The organism is Lentzea sp. NPDC059081, assembly GCF_042738015.1.
GTDB lineage: Bacteria > Actinomycetota > Actinomycetes > Mycobacteriales > Pseudonocardiaceae > Lentzea.
In genome coordinates this window covers 26,781-48,012 of sequence record NZ_JBHYGW010000012.1, presented here as the reverse complement: position 1 = coordinate 48,012, position 21,232 = coordinate 26,781, and the positions used below count along the sequence as shown (strand labels likewise).

Annotated in this window: 22 protein-coding genes; 8 read left to right on the top strand and 14 right to left on the bottom strand. The window is 72.4% G+C overall.

Annotation, left to right across the window (positions count from 1 at the left end):
• Positions 1–119 precede the first annotated feature (119 nt).
• Complete coding sequence (locus tag ACFWV3_RS25380) at positions 120–2,855, top strand: AAA family ATPase (protein WP_382414314.1); 2,736 nt, start codon at positions 120–122, stop codon at positions 2,853–2,855.
• On the opposite strand, the gene ACFWV3_RS25375 is transcribed toward ACFWV3_RS25380, so the two are convergent.
• The 3 genes from ACFWV3_RS25375 to ACFWV3_RS25365 form a co-directional block, all read right to left on the bottom strand.
• A complete protein-coding gene (locus ACFWV3_RS25375) occupies positions 2,798–3,394 on the bottom strand; it encodes a PTS sugar transporter subunit IIA (protein ID WP_382414312.1) in 597 nt (198 codons plus the stop codon). The two genes, ACFWV3_RS25380 and ACFWV3_RS25375, sit on opposite strands and share 58 nt — an antisense overlap.
• Positions 3,395–3,965: 571 nt before the next feature.
• Complete coding sequence (locus ACFWV3_RS25370; protein ID WP_382414310.1) at positions 3,966–4,874, bottom strand: DUF4034 domain-containing protein; 909 nt, start codon at positions 4,872–4,874, stop codon at positions 3,966–3,968.
• Positions 4,875–4,887: 13 nt separating this feature from the next.
• The gene (locus ACFWV3_RS25365) at positions 4,888–6,348 is read right to left on the bottom strand and encodes a M48 family metallopeptidase (protein WP_382414308.1); all 1,461 of its coding nucleotides are present in this window, start codon (positions 6,346–6,348) and stop codon (positions 4,888–4,890) included.
• Positions 6,349–6,539: 191 nt separating this feature from the next.
• Here ACFWV3_RS25365 and ACFWV3_RS25360 point away from each other — a divergent pair, with 191 nt between their 5' ends.
• Positions 6,540–6,995 carry a hypothetical protein gene (locus tag ACFWV3_RS25360; RefSeq protein ID WP_382414307.1) on the top strand — a complete coding sequence of 152 codons (456 nt, stop codon included), beginning with the start codon at positions 6,540–6,542 and terminating at the stop codon, positions 6,993–6,995.
• A 22-nt stretch (positions 6,996–7,017) separates the two neighbouring features.
• Here ACFWV3_RS25360 and ACFWV3_RS25355 read toward each other — a convergent pair whose 3' ends face one another.
• Positions 7,018–8,811, bottom strand: coding sequence for an ABC transporter ATP-binding protein (locus ACFWV3_RS25355; RefSeq protein WP_382414305.1), 1,794 nt, complete (start codon positions 8,809–8,811; stop codon positions 7,018–7,020).
• 160 nt (positions 8,812–8,971) lie between these two features.
• Between ACFWV3_RS25355 and ACFWV3_RS25350 the strand changes: the two genes are divergently transcribed.
• Positions 8,972–11,692, top strand: coding sequence for a BTAD domain-containing putative transcriptional regulator (locus ACFWV3_RS25350; RefSeq protein ID WP_382414303.1), 2,721 nt, complete (start codon positions 8,972–8,974; stop codon positions 11,690–11,692).
• Here ACFWV3_RS25350 and ACFWV3_RS25345 read toward each other — a convergent pair.
• Complete coding sequence (locus ACFWV3_RS25345) at positions 11,659–12,177, bottom strand: hypothetical protein (protein ID WP_382414299.1); 519 nt, start codon at positions 12,175–12,177, stop codon at positions 11,659–11,661. The genes ACFWV3_RS25350 and ACFWV3_RS25345 overlap by 34 nt on opposite strands.
• 98 nt (positions 12,178–12,275) lie before the next feature.
• On the opposite strand from ACFWV3_RS25345, the gene ACFWV3_RS25340 reads away from it, so the two are divergent.
• Both ACFWV3_RS25340 and pdxY read left to right on the top strand, forming a co-directional pair.
• Positions 12,276–12,950, top strand: a complete 675-nt coding sequence (locus ACFWV3_RS25340) for a hypothetical protein (RefSeq protein ID WP_382414297.1) — start codon at positions 12,276–12,278, stop codon at positions 12,948–12,950.
• Positions 12,951–13,005: 55 nt separating this feature from the next.
• The gene (gene pdxY, locus ACFWV3_RS25335) at positions 13,006–13,857 is read left to right on the top strand and encodes a pyridoxal kinase PdxY (RefSeq protein ID WP_382414295.1); all 852 of its coding nucleotides are present in this window, start codon (positions 13,006–13,008) and stop codon (positions 13,855–13,857) included.
• Between the two features lie 60 nt (positions 13,858–13,917).
• Here the strand turns inward: pdxY and ACFWV3_RS25330 are convergent, their stop codons facing one another.
• The 5 genes from ACFWV3_RS25330 to ACFWV3_RS25310 all read right to left on the bottom strand — a co-directional run bounded on the left by ACFWV3_RS25330 (position 13,918) and on the right by ACFWV3_RS25310 (position 17,566).
• Positions 13,918–14,379 (bottom strand): ester cyclase, encoded by a 462-nt coding sequence (locus ACFWV3_RS25330; protein ID WP_382414293.1) that lies wholly within the window; start codon positions 14,377–14,379, stop codon positions 13,918–13,920.
• A gap of 73 nt (positions 14,380–14,452) precedes the next feature.
• Complete coding sequence (locus ACFWV3_RS25325; RefSeq protein WP_382414291.1) at positions 14,453–15,076, bottom strand: TetR/AcrR family transcriptional regulator; 624 nt, start codon at positions 15,074–15,076, stop codon at positions 14,453–14,455.
• A 75-nt stretch (positions 15,077–15,151) separates the two neighbouring features.
• The gene (locus ACFWV3_RS25320; RefSeq protein ID WP_382414290.1) at positions 15,152–15,526 is read right to left on the bottom strand and encodes a hypothetical protein; all 375 of its coding nucleotides are present in this window, start codon (positions 15,524–15,526) and stop codon (positions 15,152–15,154) included.
• An 85-nt stretch (positions 15,527–15,611) separates the two neighbouring features.
• Positions 15,612–16,880: a sensor histidine kinase gene (locus ACFWV3_RS25315; protein ID WP_382414289.1), complete on the bottom strand. Its 1,269-nt coding sequence runs from the start codon at positions 16,878–16,880 to the stop codon at positions 15,612–15,614.
• Positions 16,877–17,566 carry a response regulator transcription factor gene (locus ACFWV3_RS25310; protein WP_382414287.1) on the bottom strand — a complete coding sequence of 230 codons (690 nt, stop codon included), beginning with the start codon at positions 17,564–17,566 and terminating at the stop codon, positions 16,877–16,879. The genes ACFWV3_RS25315 and ACFWV3_RS25310 overlap by 4 nt, the downstream gene beginning before the upstream one ends.
• Before the next feature lie 124 nt (positions 17,567–17,690).
• Between ACFWV3_RS25310 and ACFWV3_RS25305 the strand changes: the two genes are divergently transcribed.
• Positions 17,691–18,161, top strand: a complete 471-nt coding sequence (locus ACFWV3_RS25305) for a hypothetical protein (protein ID WP_382414286.1) — start codon at positions 17,691–17,693, stop codon at positions 18,159–18,161.
• Positions 18,162–18,194: 33 nt separating this feature from the next.
• On the opposite strand, the gene ACFWV3_RS25300 is transcribed toward ACFWV3_RS25305, so the two are convergent.
• The 4 genes from ACFWV3_RS25300 to ACFWV3_RS25285 are packed head-to-tail and all read right to left on the bottom strand — an operon-like array spanning position 18,195 to position 20,056.
• Positions 18,195–18,353, bottom strand: coding sequence for a hypothetical protein (locus ACFWV3_RS25300; RefSeq protein WP_382414284.1), 159 nt, complete (start codon positions 18,351–18,353; stop codon positions 18,195–18,197).
• Complete coding sequence (locus tag ACFWV3_RS25295; RefSeq protein ID WP_382414283.1) at positions 18,350–19,006, bottom strand: methylated-DNA--[protein]-cysteine S-methyltransferase; 657 nt, start codon at positions 19,004–19,006, stop codon at positions 18,350–18,352. The genes ACFWV3_RS25300 and ACFWV3_RS25295 overlap by 4 nt, the downstream gene beginning before the upstream one ends.
• On the bottom strand, positions 19,003–19,500 hold the full coding sequence (locus ACFWV3_RS25290; protein WP_382414281.1) for an RNA polymerase sigma factor: 498 nt from the start codon (positions 19,498–19,500) through the stop codon (positions 19,003–19,005). The genes ACFWV3_RS25295 and ACFWV3_RS25290 overlap by 4 nt, the downstream gene beginning before the upstream one ends.
• A 43-nt stretch (positions 19,501–19,543) precedes the next feature.
• Positions 19,544–20,056 (bottom strand): methylated-DNA--[protein]-cysteine S-methyltransferase, encoded by a 513-nt coding sequence (locus ACFWV3_RS25285; RefSeq protein WP_382414279.1) that lies wholly within the window; start codon positions 20,054–20,056, stop codon positions 19,544–19,546.
• A gap of 213 nt (positions 20,057–20,269) precedes the next feature.
• On the opposite strand from ACFWV3_RS25285, the gene ACFWV3_RS25280 reads away from it, so the two are divergent.
• Together ACFWV3_RS25280 and ACFWV3_RS25275 are read left to right on the top strand one after the other, a co-directional pair.
• Positions 20,270–20,581: a hypothetical protein gene (locus ACFWV3_RS25280; RefSeq protein WP_382414277.1), complete on the top strand. Its 312-nt coding sequence runs from the start codon at positions 20,270–20,272 to the stop codon at positions 20,579–20,581.
• Positions 20,582–20,670: 89 nt separating this feature from the next.
• Positions 20,671–21,231 carry a hypothetical protein gene (locus ACFWV3_RS25275; RefSeq protein ID WP_382414275.1) on the top strand — a complete coding sequence of 187 codons (561 nt, stop codon included), beginning with the start codon at positions 20,671–20,673 and terminating at the stop codon, positions 21,229–21,231.
• Position 21,232: the final 1 nt, after the last annotated feature.

Below are 21,232 nucleotides of genomic sequence, written 5' to 3'. Positions count from 1 at the left end.
CTCGCTCTCGTGACCTATCGCGGGCACGGCTCAACGGTGTGGGACGGCATGACGCTCGACCAGGTGGTGCTGGACAGAAGATCGGTGGATCCCCGAGGACTCGTGTGCGGCCGTAGGCGATGAACCCACCGGACGACGGTGGACGCCGGGAGCTCGTCGAGCGCGACGAGGTCGTGACGCGCGTCGTCGGCGCCGTCACCACACCGGCCTCCCCTCCCCTGGTCCTCGTCAGCGGACCGGCGGGCATCGGCCGCAGCGCCTTGCTGGCCGCCGTCCACGACGAGCTCACCGCTCGCGGCGTCCCCACCCTGGCGCTGCGGGTGACCCCGGCGGAACGGGACCGCGCCTTCTCGCTGGCCGCCCGGCTGGCAACGGAGCTCGGCGCGCCGCTGCGCACCGGGGACAAGCCGCGGACCGCCGTGGCCGTCCAGCAGCCGTCTGCGGCCATCACCGGTCTGCTCGCCAGCGTGCTGGCCGCCGCGCGCACCAGCGGCCGGCAGCTCGTGGTGCTGGTCGACGACCTCCAGTGGGCCGACGCCGAGTCGCAGGAGTCGCTGTTCCCGTTGCTGGCCAAGCTCACCGCCACGTCGGTCAAGGTCGTCGGCACGGTCCGGTCGCCGCGGACGGGACCCGCGCCGCACCTCGCGCTCGACGCCGCGCTGGTCACCGTCCTCCCGCTGCGTCCGCTGTCCTGGCCGGCGGTCCGCAGCCTCATCACCAACGAGCTGCAGGCGCGTCCGTCGGACTCGCTCGCCGATCGCCTGCGGGAGACGGGCCGGGGTGTGCCCGGTGCCGTGCTGGCCGCGCTGTCGGCCTACCGGGACGCCGACCGGCTGCGGGTGCTCGACCGGTACGCCTACCTCACGGAACCGGACCACCCGTTGCGCCTGACCGGGACCCCGGCGTCGGCCGAGCCCCTGGTCGGGCCGGGCTCCGCCGAGTGGCCGGTGGCCAAGGCGCTGGTCGTGCTGCACCCGCTCGGCCGTGCCGCGCCGAAGCTGGCCGCGCGGGCGCTGGGGATCAGCGAGGGCGAGGTGCGCACGGCACTGGACTCGTTGCGGCTCAGAGGAGTCGTCCGGCACGCGCGGGCGAAGGGGCACTGGCGGTTCCGCCTCCCGTTGATGGCCACCGCGCTGGCCGCGCACCTCGGTCCCTACGAACGCCGCCGGCTGGCCCAGGTCGCCGTGACCGCGATCTGGGAGGGCGAGGCCGAGGCCGAGGACGACTACCTCGCCGAGCAGCTGGTCGACGCCGGCCGGTTCGTGGACGCCCAGCGGTCCGGCGCCGAGCTGCTCTCCCGCGGCGCCGCCGCGATGCTGAACAACGGCTACCTCTCGGAACGCTGGCTGCGCGCGGCCGTCGAACGCGTCGTCGTCCCGTCCCAGCGCGCCAGGGCGTTGTCCCTGCACGCGTCGGCGTGCTGCATCCACCAGCGGTTCGCCGACGCGGTGGACAGCAGCGAGGCCGTGCTGTCCGGGTACGCCGACCTGATCGCGCCCGAGGCCCTGCTGGAACTCCAGATGGTCTACGTCATCGCGCTGGCCGGCTCCGCGGACGTGGAGGCGTTGCGCGCCATCGCCGACCGGGACTGGGAGTCGTTGCCCGGCAGCACCAGCCACCGCCTGCTCACCCGCTTCGCCGCGCTGTGCCACCTGGACCGGTGGAAGGACGCGGACGAGCTGCTGCGGCCCACCCAGCCGTTGTGGCGCAACGACGGCACCGTCGTCGGGCTCGCCCTCATCTACAGCCACACCGTGGCCGCGTTCCTCGGCCGCACCGAGGAGTTCGACCAGGTCGTGGCGGACCCGACCAGCTGGCCGCTGTGGCACGTCCCCCGTGCGCGGTTCGAGATGCTGTCCGGTCTCATCCGCATCCTGAGCGCGTTCGGCGAGCTGGACCGGGCACGGCACCTGCTGAGCTCGTACGAGATCCCCGCGAGCCACCGGTCCACCCCCGACCGGGTCGTCACCGACAGCCTGGCCGGGCAGTGGGACGCGGCGCTGGACGGGGCGCGGATGAGCTTCACCACCGGGTCCGCGGTGGGATATCCGCCGGCGCTCACCCTGATGACCAGGGAGACCAGCACGATCCTGATCAGCCGCGGCCGGCTCGCCCAGGCCCGCTCGTTGCTGGAGGGCGCCCGCGCACAGCACCCCGTGCTCCCCCACCTGCTGGCCATCCCGGCCGCCGACCTGGAACTGGTGATGGCCAGCCGTGAGCGGGCCCGGCGGGTGGTCGTCGACGGGCTCGCCGGCGCCACCGGCAGCGGTGTCGTGATCGGCACCGACGAGCTGTGGCTGCGGCTCACCGGCTGGGCCGCGCTGGAGGACGACCAGGCCGAGGCCGCCCGCTGCGCCGCCGAGGTCAGCCGGATCGCGGCCCTGATCGGGACCGGCCGCGCCCGGCTGTGCGAGCTCGTCGCGAGTGCCGTGACACGACGTGACCCCGTGACCGCCGCCGAGGCCGTCCGGCTGGCGAGGCGCCGCGGTCAGCCCTACGAGCTGGCGACGACGATCGTCGACCTGTCGTACCACCGGCTCGTCGACGACGCGTTGCTGCTCGAGGCCTACGAGCTGTTCGGCGAGCTAGACGCCCTGCTGATGCGGGCGCGGTTGCGCAACATCATGCGCGAACGCAAGACCGTGGTGCCGCGGCGGGAGACCACGGTGGCGGAGAACGAGCGGCTGCTCGCCACGCTGGTCACGGACGGCCTGAGCAACCGCGAGCTGGCCGCGGTGCTGGACACGAGCGAGAAGACCGTGGAGGGCAGGCTGACCAGGCTGTTCCAGCGCACCGGCTACCGGTCGAGGGCCAAGCTCGCCTCGGCGGTGCTCACCGGCGAGTACGGCACCTGACCGCCGGGCACCGGCACCGGCGGGTGGGCGAGCCACGCCCAGGCCGACGCCGAACGGCGCGCGGCGGCCGGGACCGGGGGCAGCGGCGCGGGGTCGGCCAGCCTCGCCAGGCCGGTGCGCAGGAGATCCACCACCTGGACCGGGTCGGTCGCCGCGTGCAGTGCGGCGACCTGCTGTTCGTCCAGCACCAGCCGGGTCACGAGCGAGATCAGCTCGACGGGCTCGTCCTCGCGGCAGGCGAGCGCCGCGCACACCGTGACCCGGTCGCCCCGCCAGTCGACCCCGGCCGGGAACCTCACCACGGCCACCGCCGTCCTGAGCACGTGCTGCCGCGCCGGGCCGACGCCGTGCGGAAGAGCGACTCCCCGCCCGACGACGGTGGACACCGCGCGTTCCCTGGCGAGCATCGCCGTGACGTAGGGCGCCTCCACCGCGCCGATCCGCGTCAGCACCTGCCCGCACCGGGCGACGGCGTCGTCCGCGTCGGCCGCTGTCGCGTCGAGGAGGACGGCGTCGGGCCGCAGCACGTCCACGGACATCGCCACAGGGCTCGCACTCTCCCGGCCCACCCGGAGCTCCGGACGGTGACCGCGTCCGCTCTTCCCGCGGGCGCGCGGCCGTGCCGCGGCGGAACCACGGCAACGCACGCCGGCACGAGAAAAGGAATACCGCCGAGTTCTTGACGTTCAATTTCGAATTTGAATTGACCGCATCCGGCGAAATGAATTACTTGACGGAGGCTAGCACGGTCGTCAAGATTTCGGCAACCAACCAAACGAGACGCGAAACATTGTTAACCTACCTTTCCGGCGCGGATTCGCCGCCACCTGTGCACTCGTTCGGCGAACACTCGCGACACGGTCATTTTCACCGTTCGAAGTGCCCGATCGGGCAGCGAAGCGGCTTCCGCCGGCAAGCGCGCGCTTAGTTCTGAGAATTTTTCATATCCGCACTTCGCACCTGGCCAGGAGATCTCAATTGGATCTTTTCGGGGATGCCACGGCGTCACCTGGCGTTCACCGGGTGGCGCTGCCGTTTTCACATCAGCCCGGCGGCCCGTCCTGACCAGCGGGCGAATGACCTGTTGCCCGAAATCGAAGCCGTGCCGGACTAGTGCTTGAGCGCTGCCTTCCTGCACGAGTTCGCGCGGTACTCCAGGAACGTGCCCCTCGGGTCCTCGAAACGGCTCCACGGTGCGCCGTCCGCCCGGTTGCCCAGAGCACGGAACTGCTCGATCGCCTCGGCGAAGCGGTTGTGGTCGTACAGCGCGAGGACCAGGTGGCCGCGGTCCTCGTTCGAGAGCTCGTCCTCCGCGAGGAGCCGCTCCATCGCACCGGTCACGAGGTCCGTGCGCCAGATGAGCGGATCGTCGTCCTCCAGCAGGAACGCCGCCCGCAGGACCAGCCCGGGGCCCGCGTTCGCCGCGAAGTCGAGCATCACGGCGGCCGACTGCCCCGCCCAGTACTCCAGGGCTGCCTCGTGGGCGGCCCGGTGCCGCGGGGCGCGGCCGAGGAGCTCGTGCCAGATCTCGGCGAAGCGCGCCTGGTCGAACGAGAGACCGCCGGCGACCTGGACCAGCGTCCACCACGGCGTCGGGTCCTGCGGGGCGAGCTCGGCCGCGTGCTGCGCCGCCCGTTCGGCCCGGTGCAGCACGCGGTGGAACCCGGCCAGGTGGTCCTGCTCGTCGCTGTCGCCGAGGATCTCCTTCGCCACCAGCACCCACGCGGCCGCGTCGAGCACGGCCAGGTCCCGGTCCGGCTGCTCGTCGCGCCAGCGGGTCAGCCACTCGTCCGTGCGCGCGCCTTCGCGGGCCAGCGCCAGGGTCACGCGGGCGCGGTGGTCCCAGTCGCCCCAGGTGGGCTTCATCGCGGCCGCGGCCGGCTGCCACTGCCCGCGGGAGGCGGCCGTGACGGCGTGCGCCAGCTGCGGGTCCTCCTCGGGGAAGAAGTCGCGGACGTACGCGTCCGCGACCAGGCCCCAGCGTTCCGGATCGGCGTGTCTCGTCGGGTCGAGCACCACTGCGTCGTCTCTCCTAGCGGGTCGGGGCCTGGTCGACGCGGAGTCCGGCGAGCGCCGCGCGCAGACCTTCCGTCGAGCCCCTGTCGTCGGTGGCCTGCTCGATCTCGGCGGCCAGGTCGGGGCCGTGGAACGTCGTCAGGCCGAGCCAGTCGGACTCCCAGCGCGCCCGGCCCTGGTCGGCGAGGGTGAGCTCGACGAGCGCGGTCAGCTCCCCGATCAGCAGGCCGCGGGCGAACTCGCGCCGCACTCTCGGCGCGGACGTCCCGCTGCCGGGCCGGACGTCCGTGCGGAGCAACGAGGACAGCCTGCCCTCGTCGAGCAGGTCGAGCACGGCGCCGAGCGAGCCGCCGCCGACCCGCACCAGCCGCCGCGACCGGTCCACCCGCGTGGCGCGGGCCGCCGTGTGCGACAACGTCGCCCAGTCGACGCGCTGCTTCACGCCGACCTCCTCGACCAGGCGGCTGACCAGGGTCCTGTCCATCACCGCGCCGTTGTGCGCGAGCAGTGCGCCGGCCGGCCGGTCGGGGCCCCTGGTCGGCACGGCCATCGCGGTGGCGGCGGCGATCCGCTCCCGCAGCGGCGGGTGCGAGTCGTAGTGGCTGAGCACGCGCTCGGGCGGGTTCCGCCTGATCTCGTCGAGGTGGGCGCGCAGCTCCGGCGAGCCGCGCAGCCCGGCGAACGCGTCGAAGATCGTCGTCGGCAGGAACCCCGCGTCCCAGGCCGGGCGGAAGTGCCTGTCGTGGAACAACGTCCAGGCGGCCTTGACCACCTCGATCTCCCGCAGGGCGCTCACCGCGGCCTCGGTCCCGGCGATCCGGGTGGCCGTCGCGTCGGCGGCGAGCTCCTGCCGGCGCGCCAGGGACGCGCTGACCGCGAAGTAGAACTTCGCGTAGAACGTGAACATCGCGGTGGCCGCCGCGTGGTACCAGGACCGGTTGTCCAGCTTGGTGAGCATGCGGTCCAAGGTGACCCGTCCGGTCACCACCACACCCGCCAGCCTCGTGTCGCGGTTGCTGTAGTGCCCGAGCTCGTGCGCGAGGACGGCGCTCAGCTGCCGCTCGGTCATGCACGCGAGCAGCGGTGCCCCCACGTACATCCGGCGGGTGGTCGCGACGAGGCCGAGCAGCCTGGTGCGCTGCGAGACCCCGGCGTTCGCCTCCGGCACGATGAAGACGCGGTCCGGCGGCGGCGTGCCGACCTCGGCGGCGAGCCTGCGAACCAGCGCCCACAGCTCGGGCTCGTCCTCCTCGCCGACCCGCTCGCCGTGCTCCTCGTCGTCCGCGCTGCCCGCGATGGTGAACAGACCGCTCAGCACCGTGAACGCCAGCGCCCCGCCGATGACGACGGTCCAGGCGAAGCCGATCAGCCTGCCGTTGACCAGCAACAGCACGGCGACGAGCACGATTCCGGCGACCACCGCCAGCCCGAGGACGTAGACCCCCACGAGCAGCACGACCGCGACGACAGCACGCATCACTTCCCCCAAGACGCCGCACCCCTACGGCGAGAGGGGAAGTGTGCCCGATGAAGGGCACCAACGGATAGCCCGTGCGCGGCATCGCGGCGCGCCGCGTGGCGGTTCATACTGGACGCGTCCGGACTGGCTCGTCGAGGCTGGTGGATCACATGCGGATTCCGGGACGTCGCCCGCGACCAGACGCGGTGGTGCCCAGTGCGAAGGAGTCCGCCGCCGCGCGTCTGCTCGCACTGCGGTCACTGCTGGAGGTGGCCACCCGTGCCGTCGCGCTCCAGCCCGCCGCCGAGCAGATCATCGGCGCCTGCGCGCAGCCCGGCGAGGTCCCGGCGCGGGTGGCCCGCCAGGGCGGCCGGGTCGCGTCCGACTACTGCCGGCTGCACGGGTGGGCGCTGGACCTCATCGGCGACGCCGACCGCGCGTCGCTGGAGTTCCGGGTGGCCCAGTTGCTGCACTACCACTCCGACATGATCGACACGTGCCTCAAGCTCGCCTTCCCGCGGTTCCGCAGCCCCAGGCTCGAACAGCGGCGGCTGGCGTTGCGCGGACTCGGCGAACCCGCACGCACCCTGCGCGACGCACAGGCCGCCCTCGCCCTGTGGATCCACGACCTCGAACAGACCGGCGGCGGCGCGCCACCGCCCTGAGACCGAGTGGCGCGGGGACGGGTCAGCGCGTGCCGACCGCCTCGTCGAGGAAGCCGCCGGACTGGTGGCGCCACAGCTTCGCGTACGTCCCGTCGACGTCGAGCAGCTCCGCGTGGGTGCCCTGTTCGACGATCCTGCCCCGGTCGAGCACGATCAGCCGGTCCATCCGCACGACCGTGCTCAGCCGGTGCGCCACGACGATCGCGGTGCGGCCCACCATGAGCCGCCACAACGCCTCCTGGACCAGCACCTCGCTCTCGGAGTCCAGCGCGCTGGTCGCCTCGTCGAGCAGCAGGATCGGCGCGTCGCGCAGGACGGCGCGGGCCAGCGCGACCCGTTGCCGTTGTCCCCCGGACAGTTTGACGCCGCGTTCGCCGACCATCGTGTCGAACCCGTCGGGCAGCGCGTCGGCGAACTCCGTCACGTGGGCGGCGTGCGCGGCGCGGCGGATCTCGGCGTCGGTCGCGCCCGGCCGTGCGAACGCGATGTTCTCGCGCAGCGTGCGGTGGAACATCGCCGGGTCCTGGGGCACGTACCCGATGAGCCCGCGCAGGTCGGTCTGGCTCAGCCGGGCGATGTCCTGGCCGCCGATGAGCACGCGGCCCCGGTCGACGTCCATCAGCCGCAGCAGCAACCGGGTGAGGGTGGTCTTGCCGCCGCCGGAGCGGCCGACGAGCCCCATCCGGGTCCCCGCGGGGATGTCCAGGTCGAGCCCGTCGAACAGCGGGTCTCCCCCGCCGTGCGCGAACACGACGTTCTCGAACCGGATCCGGGAGTCCTTGACGCGCAACGGTTCCGGGTGCACGGGGTCGAGCACGGTCGGCGGGTCGAGCAGCAGCTCGGTGAACTGGGCCGCCTCGGTGAGAGCGCTTTCGGCCTGCCGGTAGATGTGGTTGAACTCGAACATGATCCGCGTCGCGTTCCCGAAGTAGGCGAACGTCACCACGATCGCCTCCACGCCGAGCCCGTCGGCGACCGCGATCGCGACCACGAGGCCGAGCACGTTGGTGAGCACGGACAGCGGCGCGATCACGGTGTCGATGCGCAGGTTGTTGTAGTCCCACGACCGCAGGGCCAGCTTTCGCTGCTTGGCGGCACGGGTCCGGTGCTCCGCGCCCTCGCGCCGTTCGGCGGCGAACGCCCGCACCGTCTCCATGTTCGTGAGCGTGTCCGAGACGTGGCCGGACACCTCGGCGATGGCGGCCTCGCGCTGGTCGACGAGCCGTTGCCGGTGGCGGATGAGCGGCGCGACCACGCCTGCCGTGACCAGGATCAGGCCGACCAGCACGGCGACGAGCACCGGGTGGTAGCTCCACAGCACGACGGAGGCGAAGCCGAGCGGGATGAGGTTCGCGAAGACCTTGAACGCCAGGGTGTCCACGAAGTCCTCGAAGCGGAACGCGAAGCTCAGCACCCGCTTGGTGAGCGACCCGGCGAAGTTGTCGTGGAAGAACGCCGCGTCCTTGCCCAGCAGCTCGTCCATCGCCACGGCGGACAGGCTCTCGATCCCGTGGCCGTCCACGCGGTTGAGGCAGTGGATTCCGATGCGCCACAACAGTTCCGACAACAGCATGAAACCGCCGAAGGCCACCACGTACGGCAGGACGGTGCCGAGGCCGGTGTCGCGAGCCTCCGCCAGCTCTCCGACGAGGCCGCCCACCGCCAGTGGCGCGAGGTAGAGCTGGCACGTCACGCCCAGCGCGGGCAGCACGAGTGCTCCCGCGGAACTGAGTCCGTGGCGGCGCAGCTCTTTTCCGTACAGGCGCAGGGCGAGCGGCACGGCGTTCTCGCGGACAGGCCTTTCCGGCTTGGGCACGACCCTCCGCTCCCTCCCGGTGACTCGGCTTCTTCATGCTCCCGCAGAAGAGCCGGCGGCAGCGATCGAATATCGCCGGGCAGCCCGGTTCCGGGAACGCGACGGGCGCCGTCGCCGTCCGAGGGAGGAACGCCCGGGGAGCGGAGGAGCCATCAGCGGGGTGAGCGTGCGGGTGCTGGGCCCTCTGCAGGTCTGGCGGGACGGCGGAGCGGAGAGTCTCGGCGGTGTGAAACAGCGGGCCCTGCTCGCGCACCTCGCGCTGCACGCGAACACGGACGTCTCGCTGGACCAGCTGGTCGAGGCACTGTGGCCGGTGACCCGGCCGCGGTCGGTGGTGCAGAACGTCCGGACCTACGTCTGGCGGCTGCGGCAGCTGTTCGCCGAGCAGCTGCGCACCCGCGGCACCGGCTACGTGCTCGAGCTCGGGGCCGACGAGCTCGACGTGCTGATGTTCGACGAGCTCGTCGCGGAAGCCCGCCGGCGCCCCGGCGCGGCGCTGGGGTTGTTGCGGCGGGCGGAGTCCCTCTGGCGCGGGCGCCCGCTCGAGGACCTGCCGGACCACGACGCGTGGACGCCCGCCCTCGCCCGGCTCGACGAGGCCCGGCTCGGCGCGACCGAGCTCCGGCTCGGGTTGCAGGTGGCCTCGGGTGAGCACGCCGAGGCGATCCCGGAGCTGCGGGCGTTGCTGGCGGAGCACCCCTACCGGGAGAGCGTGAGCGCGCAGCTCGTGCTCGCCCTGCACCAGGACAACCGGCGTGCCGAGGCGTTGCAGGTCTACTCGGACATGCGCGTGCGGCTCGCCGACGAGCTGGGCCTGGAGCCCGGATCCGCGCTGCGCGAGGCCCAGCTCGTGGTGCTGCGCGACGAACCGGCATCGGCTCCCCTCCGTCAGCTGCCGCCGGCGGTGTCCGACTTCTGCGGCCGTGAGCAAGAGATCGCGGTGCTGACGGCGGCACTGCGGCAGGGCCCCGCACCGGCGGTCGTGACCGGGCCTCCCGGCGTCGGCAAGTCGACGCTCGCGATCCGGGTGGCGCACCTGGTCGCCGGCCACTTCCCGGACGGACAGCTCCACGTCGACCTCGGCGGCACCTCCGACCACCCGCGCGAACCGGGTGAGGTGCTCACGGAACTGTTGCACGCCTTGGGGATCACGGGCGCCGGACTGCCCGCGCAGGTCACCGCGCGAGCCGCGCTGTTCCGCTCCAAGCTCGCCGGTCGCCGGGTGCTGGTGGTGCTCGACGACGCCGCCTCGGTGCGCCGGCTCGAGCCCCTGCTCCCGGCCGACGCGGGCTGCGCGGTCCTGGTGACCAGCCGGCGCAGGCTGACCGAGCTGCCCGGCGCGCTGCAGGTGGAGCTGTCTCCGTTCTCCCCGCAGGAGGCGGCGGACCTGCTCGCCGCCATCGCGGGCGAGGACCGGGTGAGCGCCCAGCCCGGCGAGGCGGCGGCGATCGCGGCGGCGTGCGGGCACCTGCCGCTGGCGATCCGGGTGGCGGGCGCGCGGCTGGCCGGGCGCGGCGGGTGGTCGATGCAGGTGCTGCGCGAGCGGCTGGTCGACGAGTCGACGCGGTTGCGCGAGCTCACCTCGGGTGATTTGGCCGTGCGGGCGAGCTTCGACCTGAGCGTCCGGCAGCTGTCCCCGCGGGAGTTCCAGGCGTTCGCGCGGCTGGCGTTGCTGGGCCCGCACGACTTCCCGAGCTGGGTGGTCGAGACGCTGCTCGGCGAACCGGGCACCGAGCACCTGGTGGACGGGCTGGTCGACGCCCACCTGCTGGAGACCTCCGGCGCGGACGGCATCGGCCAGCCGCGCTACCGGCTGCACGACCTGTTGCGGTGCCACGCCCTCGACCACCCGCTGCCGGACGGCCGGGCCGCGCTCGAACGGACGTTGCGCGCGTGGCTGTGGCTCGCGCTCACAGCCGCACGACGGTTGCCCGTCACGTTCGGCACCACCATCGCCGACGTCACCCCGGTCGCGGCACCGGACCACCTGCTCGCCGAGCCCGTCGCGTGGTTCGAGGCGGAACGGCGCACGCTGTGCGGCGCGGTCGACCTCGCGGCGGACGCGGGACTCGACGACGTGGCGTGGCAGCTCGCGGCGGCCTGCGTGCCGTTCTTCGACCTGCACAGCCACTACGAGGACTGGGCGCGCACCCACGCGCGGGCGTTGCGGGGTGTTCGCGCGGCCGGCAACACGGCGGGCGAGGCGGCGTTGCTGCGCGGGATCTCCCAGGTGCACATCTACCGCAGCGAGTTCGCGGAGGCCGAGCAGGGACTGCTTGCGGCACAAGAGCTGTACCGCTCGCTGCGCGACGACCGCGGCCAGGGCATCTCTCTGGCGGGCATCGGCGTGGTGTACCGGCTGCGGGCGGAGTACGAGCGCTCGATGGAGTTCTACGCCGAAGGCCTGCGGTTGCTGGAGCGCGCGGGCGATCAGCATTCCGTCGCTCACGTGCGGGCGTCGATCGGCGCGGTGCACGGCTCCCTCGGCAGACCGGAGGAGGCGCGGACGTGGCTCACGAACGCCCGGCAGCTCGCCGCCGACCTCGGTGACGCCCACCGCGAGGCCCTCGTGCTGGTGCGGCTTTCCGCGCTCTACCGCAGCACCGGCGAACACGAGCAGGAGCTGGTCAGCGCGCGCCGGGCCGTGGCGATCCTGATGGACCTCACCGACGAGCGGTGCACGGCGTTCGCCCAGGTCGAGCTGGGCGAGGCGTTGATCTCGAACGGCCTGCCTCGGGAGGCGCACGACCTCCTGCGGCAGGCACTCGACACCTACCGCCGCACCGGGAACCGGGAAGGCGAACCCGCCGCGCGGCGCGCACTCGCCCGCGCGGCGGAGTCACGGGATCAGTTGCTGTTGCCGGGCTTCCAGCCGAGGTAGTTGCTGAAGTAGCCGGTCGAGCCGGCGTGGCCGATCTTGCCGCCGATGCTGGTCGACCAGAAACCGCCGTTGCCGTCCGCGACGCCCACGTGGCCGTACTGGCTGATGTTCCAGAAGACGAACGCGCCCTTGGGCGGCGTGCCCGTGGTGTGGCGGGCGCCGTCCGAGGACCGCCAGTGCTCGATCGCCGACGCGTGGTGCGTCGTGCGGTCCCACGCCAGGCGGACGGCACGCTCGCAGTAGCCCTCGTACGCCGTGCTGCCGCGGCGGTCGGACATCCACTTGACGGCGCCGGCCGCCGTCTGCTGGATGGTGATGTCGCCGTCGGCGGCGGGCGCGGTGGCCGTGTCGTCGAGCCACGGCTGCGCGACCTCGACGTTCGGGCTGAACGCTTCCCCGCTCGCCGCACCGGCCGGAGCGGCGGTGCCGATCAGCGCCGCGCCGAGCAGGCCGAGGGCAGCGACCGTGACTTTGGTGAACCGCATGAGATCCCCTTTTCGCATGTCTGCACTGCTCGCACAGCGTCCGGGGGTGGCATATACGGCCGATACACCGCCGATACACGGCGAACTAGGCTGCCGTCGTGGCACGGGGACGAGCGGGGCGGTCGAAGACGCAGCGGCGGCGCAACAACGCGCGACGCGTGCCCGCGGGCGAGGCCAGGAAGGCGCGGGAGGCCGCGAAGCTCGACGCCGCCACCCGAGCCACCCGCGACCAGGCAGACCGCACCTGGTGGGGGCGGCAGACGCAGGGCACCCAGGCGTGGCTCGTGTTCGCCGCCGTCGTCGCGGTCGTCGGCGGGCACTTCCTGGTGTGGGAGCTGCTGCTGCCGGCGCTCGGCGACCTGGTCGGCCCCGTTCCCGTCGTCTCGACGGTCGTGGGCTGGCTCTTCTGCGGCGGCGCCCTCGCGGCGACCGGGATCACGCTGGCGACCTGGCGCACGTCCCCGGCCGGCACGAAGTCTCGCTGGACGATCGTGTCGGTGGTCTGGGGCGTCGTGGCGCTGATGGTCGGCGTGCCGAGCGATCTCGCGTTCGAGGAGCCGCTGCCGCTCGACTACTGGGCGGGCCTGTACGCGGGTGTCCGGGGTCTGCTGGCTCTTCCCGTGCTGGCGCTTCTGGTGGCCCTGGTCCTGGCGGGGGTCGCGTGGGTGAGGAAGCGCAAGGCCACGTGCTCCCGCACCACGGTGGGGTGGTTGTTCGTGGGGTACTCCGTTTTCCTGCTGTTCTGGGGCGCGACCTTCCTGCGCATGGGGTGACACCGGCAGCGCCGGCGGTACCGCGATGTCGAGCAGTGCGTTCTAGGGTGGACGGATGAAGGTTCTGTCCATCCAGTCGGTCGTCGCCCACGGCCACGTCGGCAACTCCGCCGCCGTGTTCCCGCTGCAGCGCCTCGGGGTCGAGGTCGTCCCGATCCCCACCGTGAACTTCTCCAACCACACCGGGTACGGCGCGTGGCGTGGTCCGCTCCTGCCGCCGGCGGACGTGGCCGAGATCCTGCTCGGGGTGGAGGAACGCGGGGTGTTCCCGCAGGTCGACGCCGTGCTGTCGGGGTACCAGGGCGGTACCGGGATCGCCGATGTGATCATCGACGCGGTGCGCAGGGTGAAGGCGGCGAACCCGGCCGCGCTCTACGCGTGCGACCCGGTGATGGGCAACGCCAAGTCCGGCTGCTTCGTCGCGCCCGAGATCCCCGTGCTGCTGCGCGACCGGGTCGTGCCGGTGGCCGACATCATCACCCCGAACCAGTTCGAGCTGGGCTTCCTCACCGGCACGGAGCCGGCGAGCGTCGAGGAGACGCTGGCGTCGGCCGACCTCGCCCGCGCGATGGGGCCGTCGACCGTGCTGGTCACGAGCGTCGAGCGGCCCGACCGGGAGGAGGGCACGATCGAGATGCTCGTCGTGGACACCGCCGGGGCGTGGCTCGTGAGCACGCCGCACCTGCCGTTCAAGGCGAACGGGTCCGGCGACGTCACGGCCGCGTTGTTCACCGCCCACTACGTCCAGACCAAGGACGCGGCGCTGGCACTGGAGCGCACCGCGTCGAGCGTCTTCGACCTGATCGACCTGACCTACCGCTCCGGTGAGCGCGAGCTGCGGCTCGTGCAGGCCCAGGAGTTCTACGCGACGCCGCGGATGCAGTTCAAGGCCGAGCAGGTGCGCTGAGCCCGGGTCGCGGGGTGATGTCGTGGCCGGGAGGATCACGACATCACCTTCGGATGCGGACTACTCGGCGCCGGGTGCGTTGATCGCCGACGCGAAGTCCGGGTACACGCCGAGCTGCACGAGCAGCACGCTGATGCCGGCGTAGCAGTTGAACGTCTTGATCTTGCCGTTCTCGACGTACCAGAAGTCCGCGGTGGGGAAGTCGACCTTGGCGCCGGTCGGCTGGAGCACGCCGGCGGGGGTCTCGAACGGGCCGGCGAAGGTGCCCCTGATCGACAGCTCGACGGTCACCAGGTCGCCCTGGACGTGGAACCGGTGCAGCTCCCGGTGGACGTCGGGCAGGAACCGCCCCATGGACAGGACGAGATCGCCGACGCGGTCGCCGACGTAGGTCTCCCCCGCGACGACGTTGTTCAGCACGCCGTCCTCGGTGAACAGCTTCCGGAACCCGTCGGCGTCCAGGGCATCGCCCTCGGCCGCGCGGTACGCCGCTCTGACCACTTCTTCCGCACTCGTGCTCATCTGAGCCACCTCATTAATTCAATCACTTGATTAATTTTGAGGGCAGCAGCCGACCCGATGCCGTTCCACCTGATCAGACCGCGTTGCCGCGCAACGCTCCCGACACCACCGCGACGACGAGGCGTTCGATCTCCGCCGGTGACCTGGTGGCGAGGTCCGCGCCGACCGGCGCCACGGCGAGCCAGTTCAGCAGGCCCGCCGCACAGCGGAGGCGGAAGACCAGCTCCTCCTGATCCACCCCGGGCACCCGTGCCGCCAGCACCCGCAGGGCGTGCCGGCGCGTCCCCCCAAACTTGCCCGCGAGGCGGTCCCACCCCGGCGGCGGCTCGATCCCGGCGCGCGCCACGGTCCGGATGACCATCAGGTCGTGTCCGCCCGCGGCCAGCGCGCGCATCATCGGCTCCGCGAACGCCGCGGCCAGCTGGTCCACCGTGGCGTCCGAGCCGAGGCGTTCGAGCGCCTGGGACTGCGCGTCCAGGTACTGCTCCAGCGCCTGCTCGATCGCGGCGTCGCACAGCGCGCCGAGCGACCCGAAGTGGTAGCTGACCGCGGCGACGTTCGCCCCGGCGCTCTCGGTGACCTCCCTGAGCGTGACCGCCGCCTTGTCCCGTTGCGCCAGCAACCCCGTCACAGCCGCCAGCAGGCTGTTCCTCGTCCGATGACCGGCCTCGCGGCGTTGGTCTGCTTGCTCTGCCACGAGTCCAGAGAACCAGCGTCCGGCCGACTAGTCAATCAAACGATTGAATTTGCTTTTCGGGACGGCCGCGCGAGGTCAGCGGTGGTCGTCGCGGTGGTCGTCGCGGTCGTCGCCGCCCCTGCCCCTCCCCCGGCCGCCGTGGTCGTCACCGCCGCGGTCCCGGCGGCCGCCGTGGTCGTCGTACTGGTCGTGCGTGGGGCCGTCGTCGCCGCGGCTGCGGTACGTGCTGCTCGACGTCGTCGGGGACGTGGTCGTGGTGCTCGGCCAGGTCGTCCGGTCCTCCGTGGTGGAGGTGGTGGTGGTCGTGCTGGAGGTGGTGGTCGTGCTGGGCGAGGACACCGAGATGGGCACGTTGCTCACACCGTCGTCGTTGCCCTGCGCCATCGCCGACAACGTGACGCCGCCCGCCAGTGCGACTCCGGCCGCCGCGATCGCGATAACCCTGCGCATGCTGTTCTCCTTCTCGTTCGCTGCCAACGGGAAGAGCTTCGCCGAGCGTCGGATAGCGGCGCGCTGCACCAGGTTTAACGAACTCCTAAGAGGGCCGGCCGAGGTCGAGCACGATCCGCGCGCCGGTCGGTTCGACCCGCGTCACGTGGAACGCGCCGCCCGAGGACCGTGCGGTCTGCCGGGCGATGTCGAGCCCGAGCCCGGTCGAGCCCGCGCCGCTCGTGCCCCGCTCCAGGGCGGCGTCGTCGGCGAAGCCGGGGCCCTCGTCCTGCACGACGAGTCGTGCGCCGCCGGGTGCCGGGGTGAGCGAGATCAGGTAGGGCGTGCCCTCGGGTGTGTGCGCGAAGACGTTGCCCAGCAACGCGTCCAGGCACGCGCCCAGCTCCGCCTCGCCGACCGCGACGACGAGTGGCCCCGCGGCGACGTCCACGCGAGCGACGCGGTCCTGGTCCTGGGCGAGCACGGCCCAGAACTCGGCCCGCCGCGCGACGACCTCGGCCGCGTCGCAGGAGCCCGGCGTGGAGTCGCGGTGGCGGGCCTGGTCGATGAGCGCGGTGACCTGGCGCTCGAGGTTCTCGGCGTGCGCGGTGATCCGCTCGGCCTCGTCGGGGTCGGTGAGCGACTCGGCGTCCAGCCGCAGCACGGTCAGCGGCGTGCGGAGCCGGTGCGAGATGTCGGCGACGGCTTCCCGCTCCTGCCGCACGAGCTCCCGGATGCGGCCGGCGAGCCCGTTCAGCGCGGCGGCGACGGACCGGACCTCGGCCGGGCCGCCGGGCCGGGCGCGCGCGTCGAGGTCGCCGGCCGCCAGCCGGGTGGACACCGCGGCCAGCTCGTCCACCGGTCTGATGATCGAGCGGGCCAGGCGGTCCGCGACCAGCACGCCGAGCACGAGCAGGACCGCGCCGAGCGCCGCGAGCACCAGCCAGGCGGAGGTCAGTCCCCGGCTCAGTTCCTCGGCGTCGACGTACGCGCGCACGACGGCTGTGCCCGCGGGGAGGCCTTGCACGGCGAGCAGGATCTCCCGGCCACCACCGTCCTCGACGACGAGACTCCCCCGCTCGGCGGCGAGCCGGACACCGGGCGTGCGGCCGGACGCGGCCCCGACGACGGTGCCGTCCGGCAGGAACACCGAGACCGGCTGGCGGGCGGAGGTGTTCAGCTGGTCCACGGCGGCCTGGAGCGAGCGGGCGTCGGCGGTGGCGACGAGCGAGGTCAGCGACTGGGCCCGCGCGGTCGCCGCCGTGACGGCGCGATCGGCGGCGACGGAGCTCAGCAGGATCGCCAGCGGGACGAGGAACGCGATGACGACGAGCGTCGTGACGGCCGCGACGAGCACCGTCAGCCGCCGCCTCACGGCTGGTCACCGGGTTCGGCGAGCCGGACGCCGACACGGCGGACGGTGTGCAGGTAGCGCGGTTCCTGCGCGGTCTCGCCGAGCTTGCGCCGCAACCAGGACAGGTGCACGTCGACGGTCTTGTCCGCGCCCGCGTAGGGCTGCTTCCACACCTCGGTGAGCAGCTCGCGCTTGGTCACGACGGCACCGGCCCGCACGGCGAGGTAGTGCAGGAGGTCGAACTCGCGCGGCGTCAGGTCGAGCGGCGCGCCGTCGAGCGAGGCCGACCTGGCGCGGGCGTCAACGACGAGAGAGCCGACGGTGACGGCGGGCTCTGGCTGGTCGGACGCGGTGCGCCGGAGCACGGCCCGGATGCGCGCGTCGAGCTGCGCGCCCCCGAACGGCTTGACCACGTAGTCGTCGGCCCCGGCGTCGAGCAGCCGCACGATCTCCGCCTCGTCGGCGCGGGCGGTGACGACGATGATCGGCACGGCGCTGACGGCGCGGATCATCCGCAGCACCTCGCGTCCGTCGAGGTCGGGCAGCCCGAGGTCGAGCAGCACCACGTCGGGGCGCGCGGTGACGGCGGCCTGCAAACCGGACATCGCGGTGGCGGCGGACGACACGACGTGCCCGTGCTCGGTGAGCGCCCTGATCACCGCCGTCCGGATGGTCGCGTCGTCCTCGACGATCAACACCGTGGCCATGGTGCGCCACGCTATAAGCAGGCGGGTGCGCACGCGCGCGGCGAGCCGCCTCCTAGCCTCCGCTTAGCCGCGCCTTAACCATCGCGGATGCCACACTGGCGCCGTGGGACGACGGGGAGCGCTGATGACCGGAGCGTGGCTGCTCGCCGCGCTGGTGGCGGCGGGCGCGGGCACCGTGGCGCTCGACCTCGTGGGCGAGGGCCTGCTGGGCACGCAGACACAGGCGCTGACCCAGGACGAGGTGGCGAAGGCGCTGGCAGCGGTGGGACAACCGGCGACGAGCACCCGGCCCTCGACCACCCAGCCGACGTCCACCCAGCCCTCGACCCCCCAGTCCCCACCGTCATCCGCGGTGAGGGGTGCGCCGAGGGGCCTGACCGTGCCGGGTGGGAGCATCGTCGCGGAGTGCACGAACGGCCTGGTGACGCTGACGACGTGGACCCCGGACCCCGGCTACCGCTCGCACGACGTGAACCAGGGACCGGCGGCGCAGGCGTTCGTGAAGTTCAAGGCGGACAGGGCCAAGCTCGAGAGCAGGGTGACGATCACCTGCCTCGGCGGCGAACCCCAGGCACAGGTGGACGACCACCACTAGGCACCTCCGGGGGCGCGTCGACGCCGGAGACGGTCACGGGCGGTGCGCCTTCCATGCCGCGTACTCGGCCGGCACGCACACAGAGCACGGCCGACAGCCGGCGGCGACCGCGGTCTCCTCGTCGGCGAAGAACACGCGGTTGCGCACGTACCCGCCCCGAGCGATGGGGCCGATGACGGTGTACCGGCTCACGCGGCGCGCTCCAGTTCCAGCAGGGTCGTCTTGGCCTGCAGGCCTCCGACGTAGCCGCCCAGGGAGCCGTCGGTGCGCAGCACGCGGTGGCACGGCACCACGACGGGCAACGGGTTCGTCGCGCACGCCGTGCCCACCGCCCGCACGGCCTTGGGGTTGCCGACGATGGTGGCGACGTCCTTGTAGGTCTCGGTCCGCCCGTAGGCGATCTCGGGCAGATGCAGCTGCACGAGCCGGCGGAACCCGCTGGACAGCGAAAGATCCAACGGCAGGTCGAACCCCGTACGCCTGCCCTCGAAATACTCGTCAAGCTCACGCCGGGCGAGATCAAGGCGCCGGGGCGCGCGCAGGATCCGCGGGCTGATCTTCACCGAGAGGGTCTGCAGGACCTTGTCGTGGTCCTCGACGTCGTAGGCGACGCGGACCAGGCCACGTTCGGTCGCCGCCAGCAGCAGCGAGCCGACCGGCGTGTCCACGACCGTGTAGGCGACGTCGAGCAGCCCTTCGCCCGCGGCCGCCTCCTGCAGCCTGCGGTGCAACCGGTCCAGCACGTCCGGCTCGGCTGGGCGTGCGAGCAGCGCCGCGATGTCGGGCTCCTGTCCCGGCGCACCCCCGCCGGTCATCATCGGGCCGGTGGTGATGGTGTCGTTCATCGGGTTTCTCCTCTCGAGAGTGCGCCCTGATAGGTGGTTCGCAGTCTGCTGATCCCGTCGGAGGCGGCTCTGCGCACCGCCTCCGGCGTCGCTCCGACGATCACGGCGATCTCGGCGTAGGGCAGACCGACGACGTGGTGGTAGGCCACGGCCTGGCGTTGTTTGTCGGGCAAGGACCGCACCGCCTCCCACAGCCCGGCATCGGCCACCTCCGGACCGTCCACGAAGGACACCCGATCGGCCGCATCCTCCACCGGCACCGCCCGCCGACGCCGCGCCCTGATCATGTCGACCGCCTTGCGATGCGCGATCGTCACCAGCCACGCCTCCACGTTCGCGTCCTCCGGCAGACCCGGATAGGCACGCATGGCCGCCAAGAACGTCTCCGACCACGCGTCCTCGGCGTCATGCACCCCCACCACCGCCCGGCACACCCGCAACACCGTGCCCGAGTGCGCCGCCACGACGGCTTCGAATGGCTTCTTCATGTTCATCAGCAGGCAGACGTCCCGGTCATCCCGATCGTGAGGTGCGGTGTCAGAAGAGCCTGGCGGCTTTGACCTCTGCCGGCTCCTCCAGCTCGAGCAGGTACTTCTTGCGGGGGATGCCGCCCGCGTACCCGGTCAGGCCGCCGTCCGCGCCCACCACGCGATGACACGGCACGATCACGCACAACGGGTTGCGCCCGACCGCCTGGCCGACCCTCTGCGCGAGTGCCTTGTCGCCCAACTGCACGGCGATCGCCCCGTACGTGGTGGTCTCTCCGCGCGGGATCTCGCGGAGCAGGCTCCAGACCTGCTCCTGGAACGGGTCGCCGGCGGTGGCGACCGGCAGGTCGAACCCGGTGCGGTCGCCGGCGAGGTACTCCCCCACCTGCGTGGCCGCCCGCAGGAGGAGCTCGTCGTCCGCGATCGGGACCGGGACGCCGAAGGTGTCCTGCGCCGGGCGGTGCCAGTGGTGCGGGAAGTACAGGCCGACGACCGCCTCGCCGGTGGCCACGATCGTGACGTCACCGAGCACCGTGCCGACGACGGCGTGCCGTGTGTACATCGTTGCGCCTCCTTGCCGTTCGGTTTTCGTGGTCTCGGCCGGTAGACGACGCCGGTCGCGCGATCGTGAGGTCCTGGGCCCCCAACGTGGCGGCGATCACATCATCAGCCAATTCTCCCGGCGGCCTCACATCCGGCGGGAGGCGGGCGTCTACAGCGCGACACCACCAATCGCGATCGGGCGTGGGCATCACCCTGCCCGGATGAAGGGACGATGATGGGGCTCGACCTGTTCGTGCTCGCGGGAACGCTGTCGACCGGGATGTTCGTCGCCGCCGCACTCCCCATGCTCGTGAAGGCCGTCCGGACCAGGGAGATGGCGTCCTACAGCGTCGGCAACCTCGGGATGAGCAACTTCGGGAACGCCCTCTACTCGTTGTACGTCTTCAGCACGCCACCCGGTCCCGCGTGGGCGCTGCACGCGTTCAACACCGTGGTCGGGATCTTGATGCTGGCGGGCTGGCTCCGCTACGGCCGGCGTTCGCGTTCACCCCGGGCCACCGAACGGTTGGCGCGTCAGTATTGATGACCTTCATAGGATCTTCACGGCCCGTCGCTACTTTCGTCTTCCTCCTGCCAGGACGGCGGGAGGAAACGGGGGGTTCGATCATGGGGATGACGATCCGCTTGGCGGTGCTGGCCGGTGTGGCCGTGGCCGCGGCGGGGTGCGGTACGGCGGAGCCGAAGGTCGCGACCGCGGTCGACCAGGGCGACACGGCGTCCGTCAAGGCGACCTCGACGGCGTCGGGGGACGACGTCGCGGCGTACCTCGACGGCATGCGGGCGTGGGTGAAGTGCTTGCGGGACAAGGGTGTCGACGCCTCCGACCCGGACTCGACCGGCGTCGTGACGTTCCCCGGCGACCCGGTCGCGCAGAAGTCCGACCCGAAGTTCCAGGACGCGCAGCAGCAGTGCTCGAAGCTGCAGCCGGCGGTGCCCGAGAGCGTGCTGGACAAGCGCAAGCCGAAGCTGACGCCCGACCAGGTCAAGACCCAGCAGCGGTACGCCGAGTGCATGCAGGCCGGCGGCGCGCCGGACTTCCCCGACCCCGGCCCCGACGGGTACTCGCCGCGGGACCACCGCTGGGACCAGTCGTCGCCGGGCGCTCAGCAGGCCACCAGGGCCTGCGCGTCGATCATCGGCGACCCGGAGACGCCTGCCACCACCCGTGGGTGAG

What these genes read in the sequence shown, in the direction of transcription:
- ACFWV3_RS25380 (WP_382414314.1), top strand. Translation starts at nt 120, where the DNA reads ATGAACCCACCGGACGACGGTGGACGCCGGGAGCTCGTCGAGCGCGAC.
- ACFWV3_RS25375 (WP_382414312.1), bottom strand. Translation starts at nt 3,394, where the DNA reads ATGTCCGTGGACGTGCTGCGGCCCGACGCCGTCCTCCTCGACGCGACA.
- ACFWV3_RS25365 (WP_382414308.1), bottom strand. Translation starts at nt 6,348, where the DNA reads ATGCGTGCTGTCGTCGCGGTCGTGCTGCTCGTGGGGGTCTACGTCCTC.
- ACFWV3_RS25345 (WP_382414299.1), bottom strand. Translation starts at nt 12,177, where the DNA reads ATGCGGTTCACCAAAGTCACGGTCGCTGCCCTCGGCCTGCTCGGCGCG.
- pdxY (WP_382414295.1), top strand. Translation starts at nt 13,006, where the DNA reads ATGAAGGTTCTGTCCATCCAGTCGGTCGTCGCCCACGGCCACGTCGGC.
- ACFWV3_RS25330 (WP_382414293.1), bottom strand. Translation starts at nt 14,379, where the DNA reads ATGAGCACGAGTGCGGAAGAAGTGGTCAGAGCGGCGTACCGCGCGGCC.
- ACFWV3_RS25320 (WP_382414290.1), bottom strand. Translation starts at nt 15,526, where the DNA reads ATGCGCAGGGTTATCGCGATCGCGGCGGCCGGAGTCGCACTGGCGGGC.
- ACFWV3_RS25310 (WP_382414287.1), bottom strand. Translation starts at nt 17,566, where the DNA reads ATGGCCACGGTGTTGATCGTCGAGGACGACGCGACCATCCGGACGGCG.
- ACFWV3_RS25305 (WP_382414286.1), top strand. Translation starts at nt 17,691, where the DNA reads ATGACCGGAGCGTGGCTGCTCGCCGCGCTGGTGGCGGCGGGCGCGGGC.
- ACFWV3_RS25295 (WP_382414283.1), bottom strand. Translation starts at nt 19,006, where the DNA reads ATGAACGACACCATCACCACCGGCCCGATGATGACCGGCGGGGGTGCG.
- ACFWV3_RS25290 (WP_382414281.1), bottom strand. Translation starts at nt 19,500, where the DNA reads ATGAACATGAAGAAGCCATTCGAAGCCGTCGTGGCGGCGCACTCGGGC.
- ACFWV3_RS25285 (WP_382414279.1), bottom strand. Translation starts at nt 20,056, where the DNA reads ATGTACACACGGCACGCCGTCGTCGGCACGGTGCTCGGTGACGTCACG.
- ACFWV3_RS25280 (WP_382414277.1), top strand. Translation starts at nt 20,270, where the DNA reads ATGATGGGGCTCGACCTGTTCGTGCTCGCGGGAACGCTGTCGACCGGG.
- ACFWV3_RS25275 (WP_382414275.1), top strand. Translation starts at nt 20,671, where the DNA reads ATGACGATCCGCTTGGCGGTGCTGGCCGGTGTGGCCGTGGCCGCGGCG.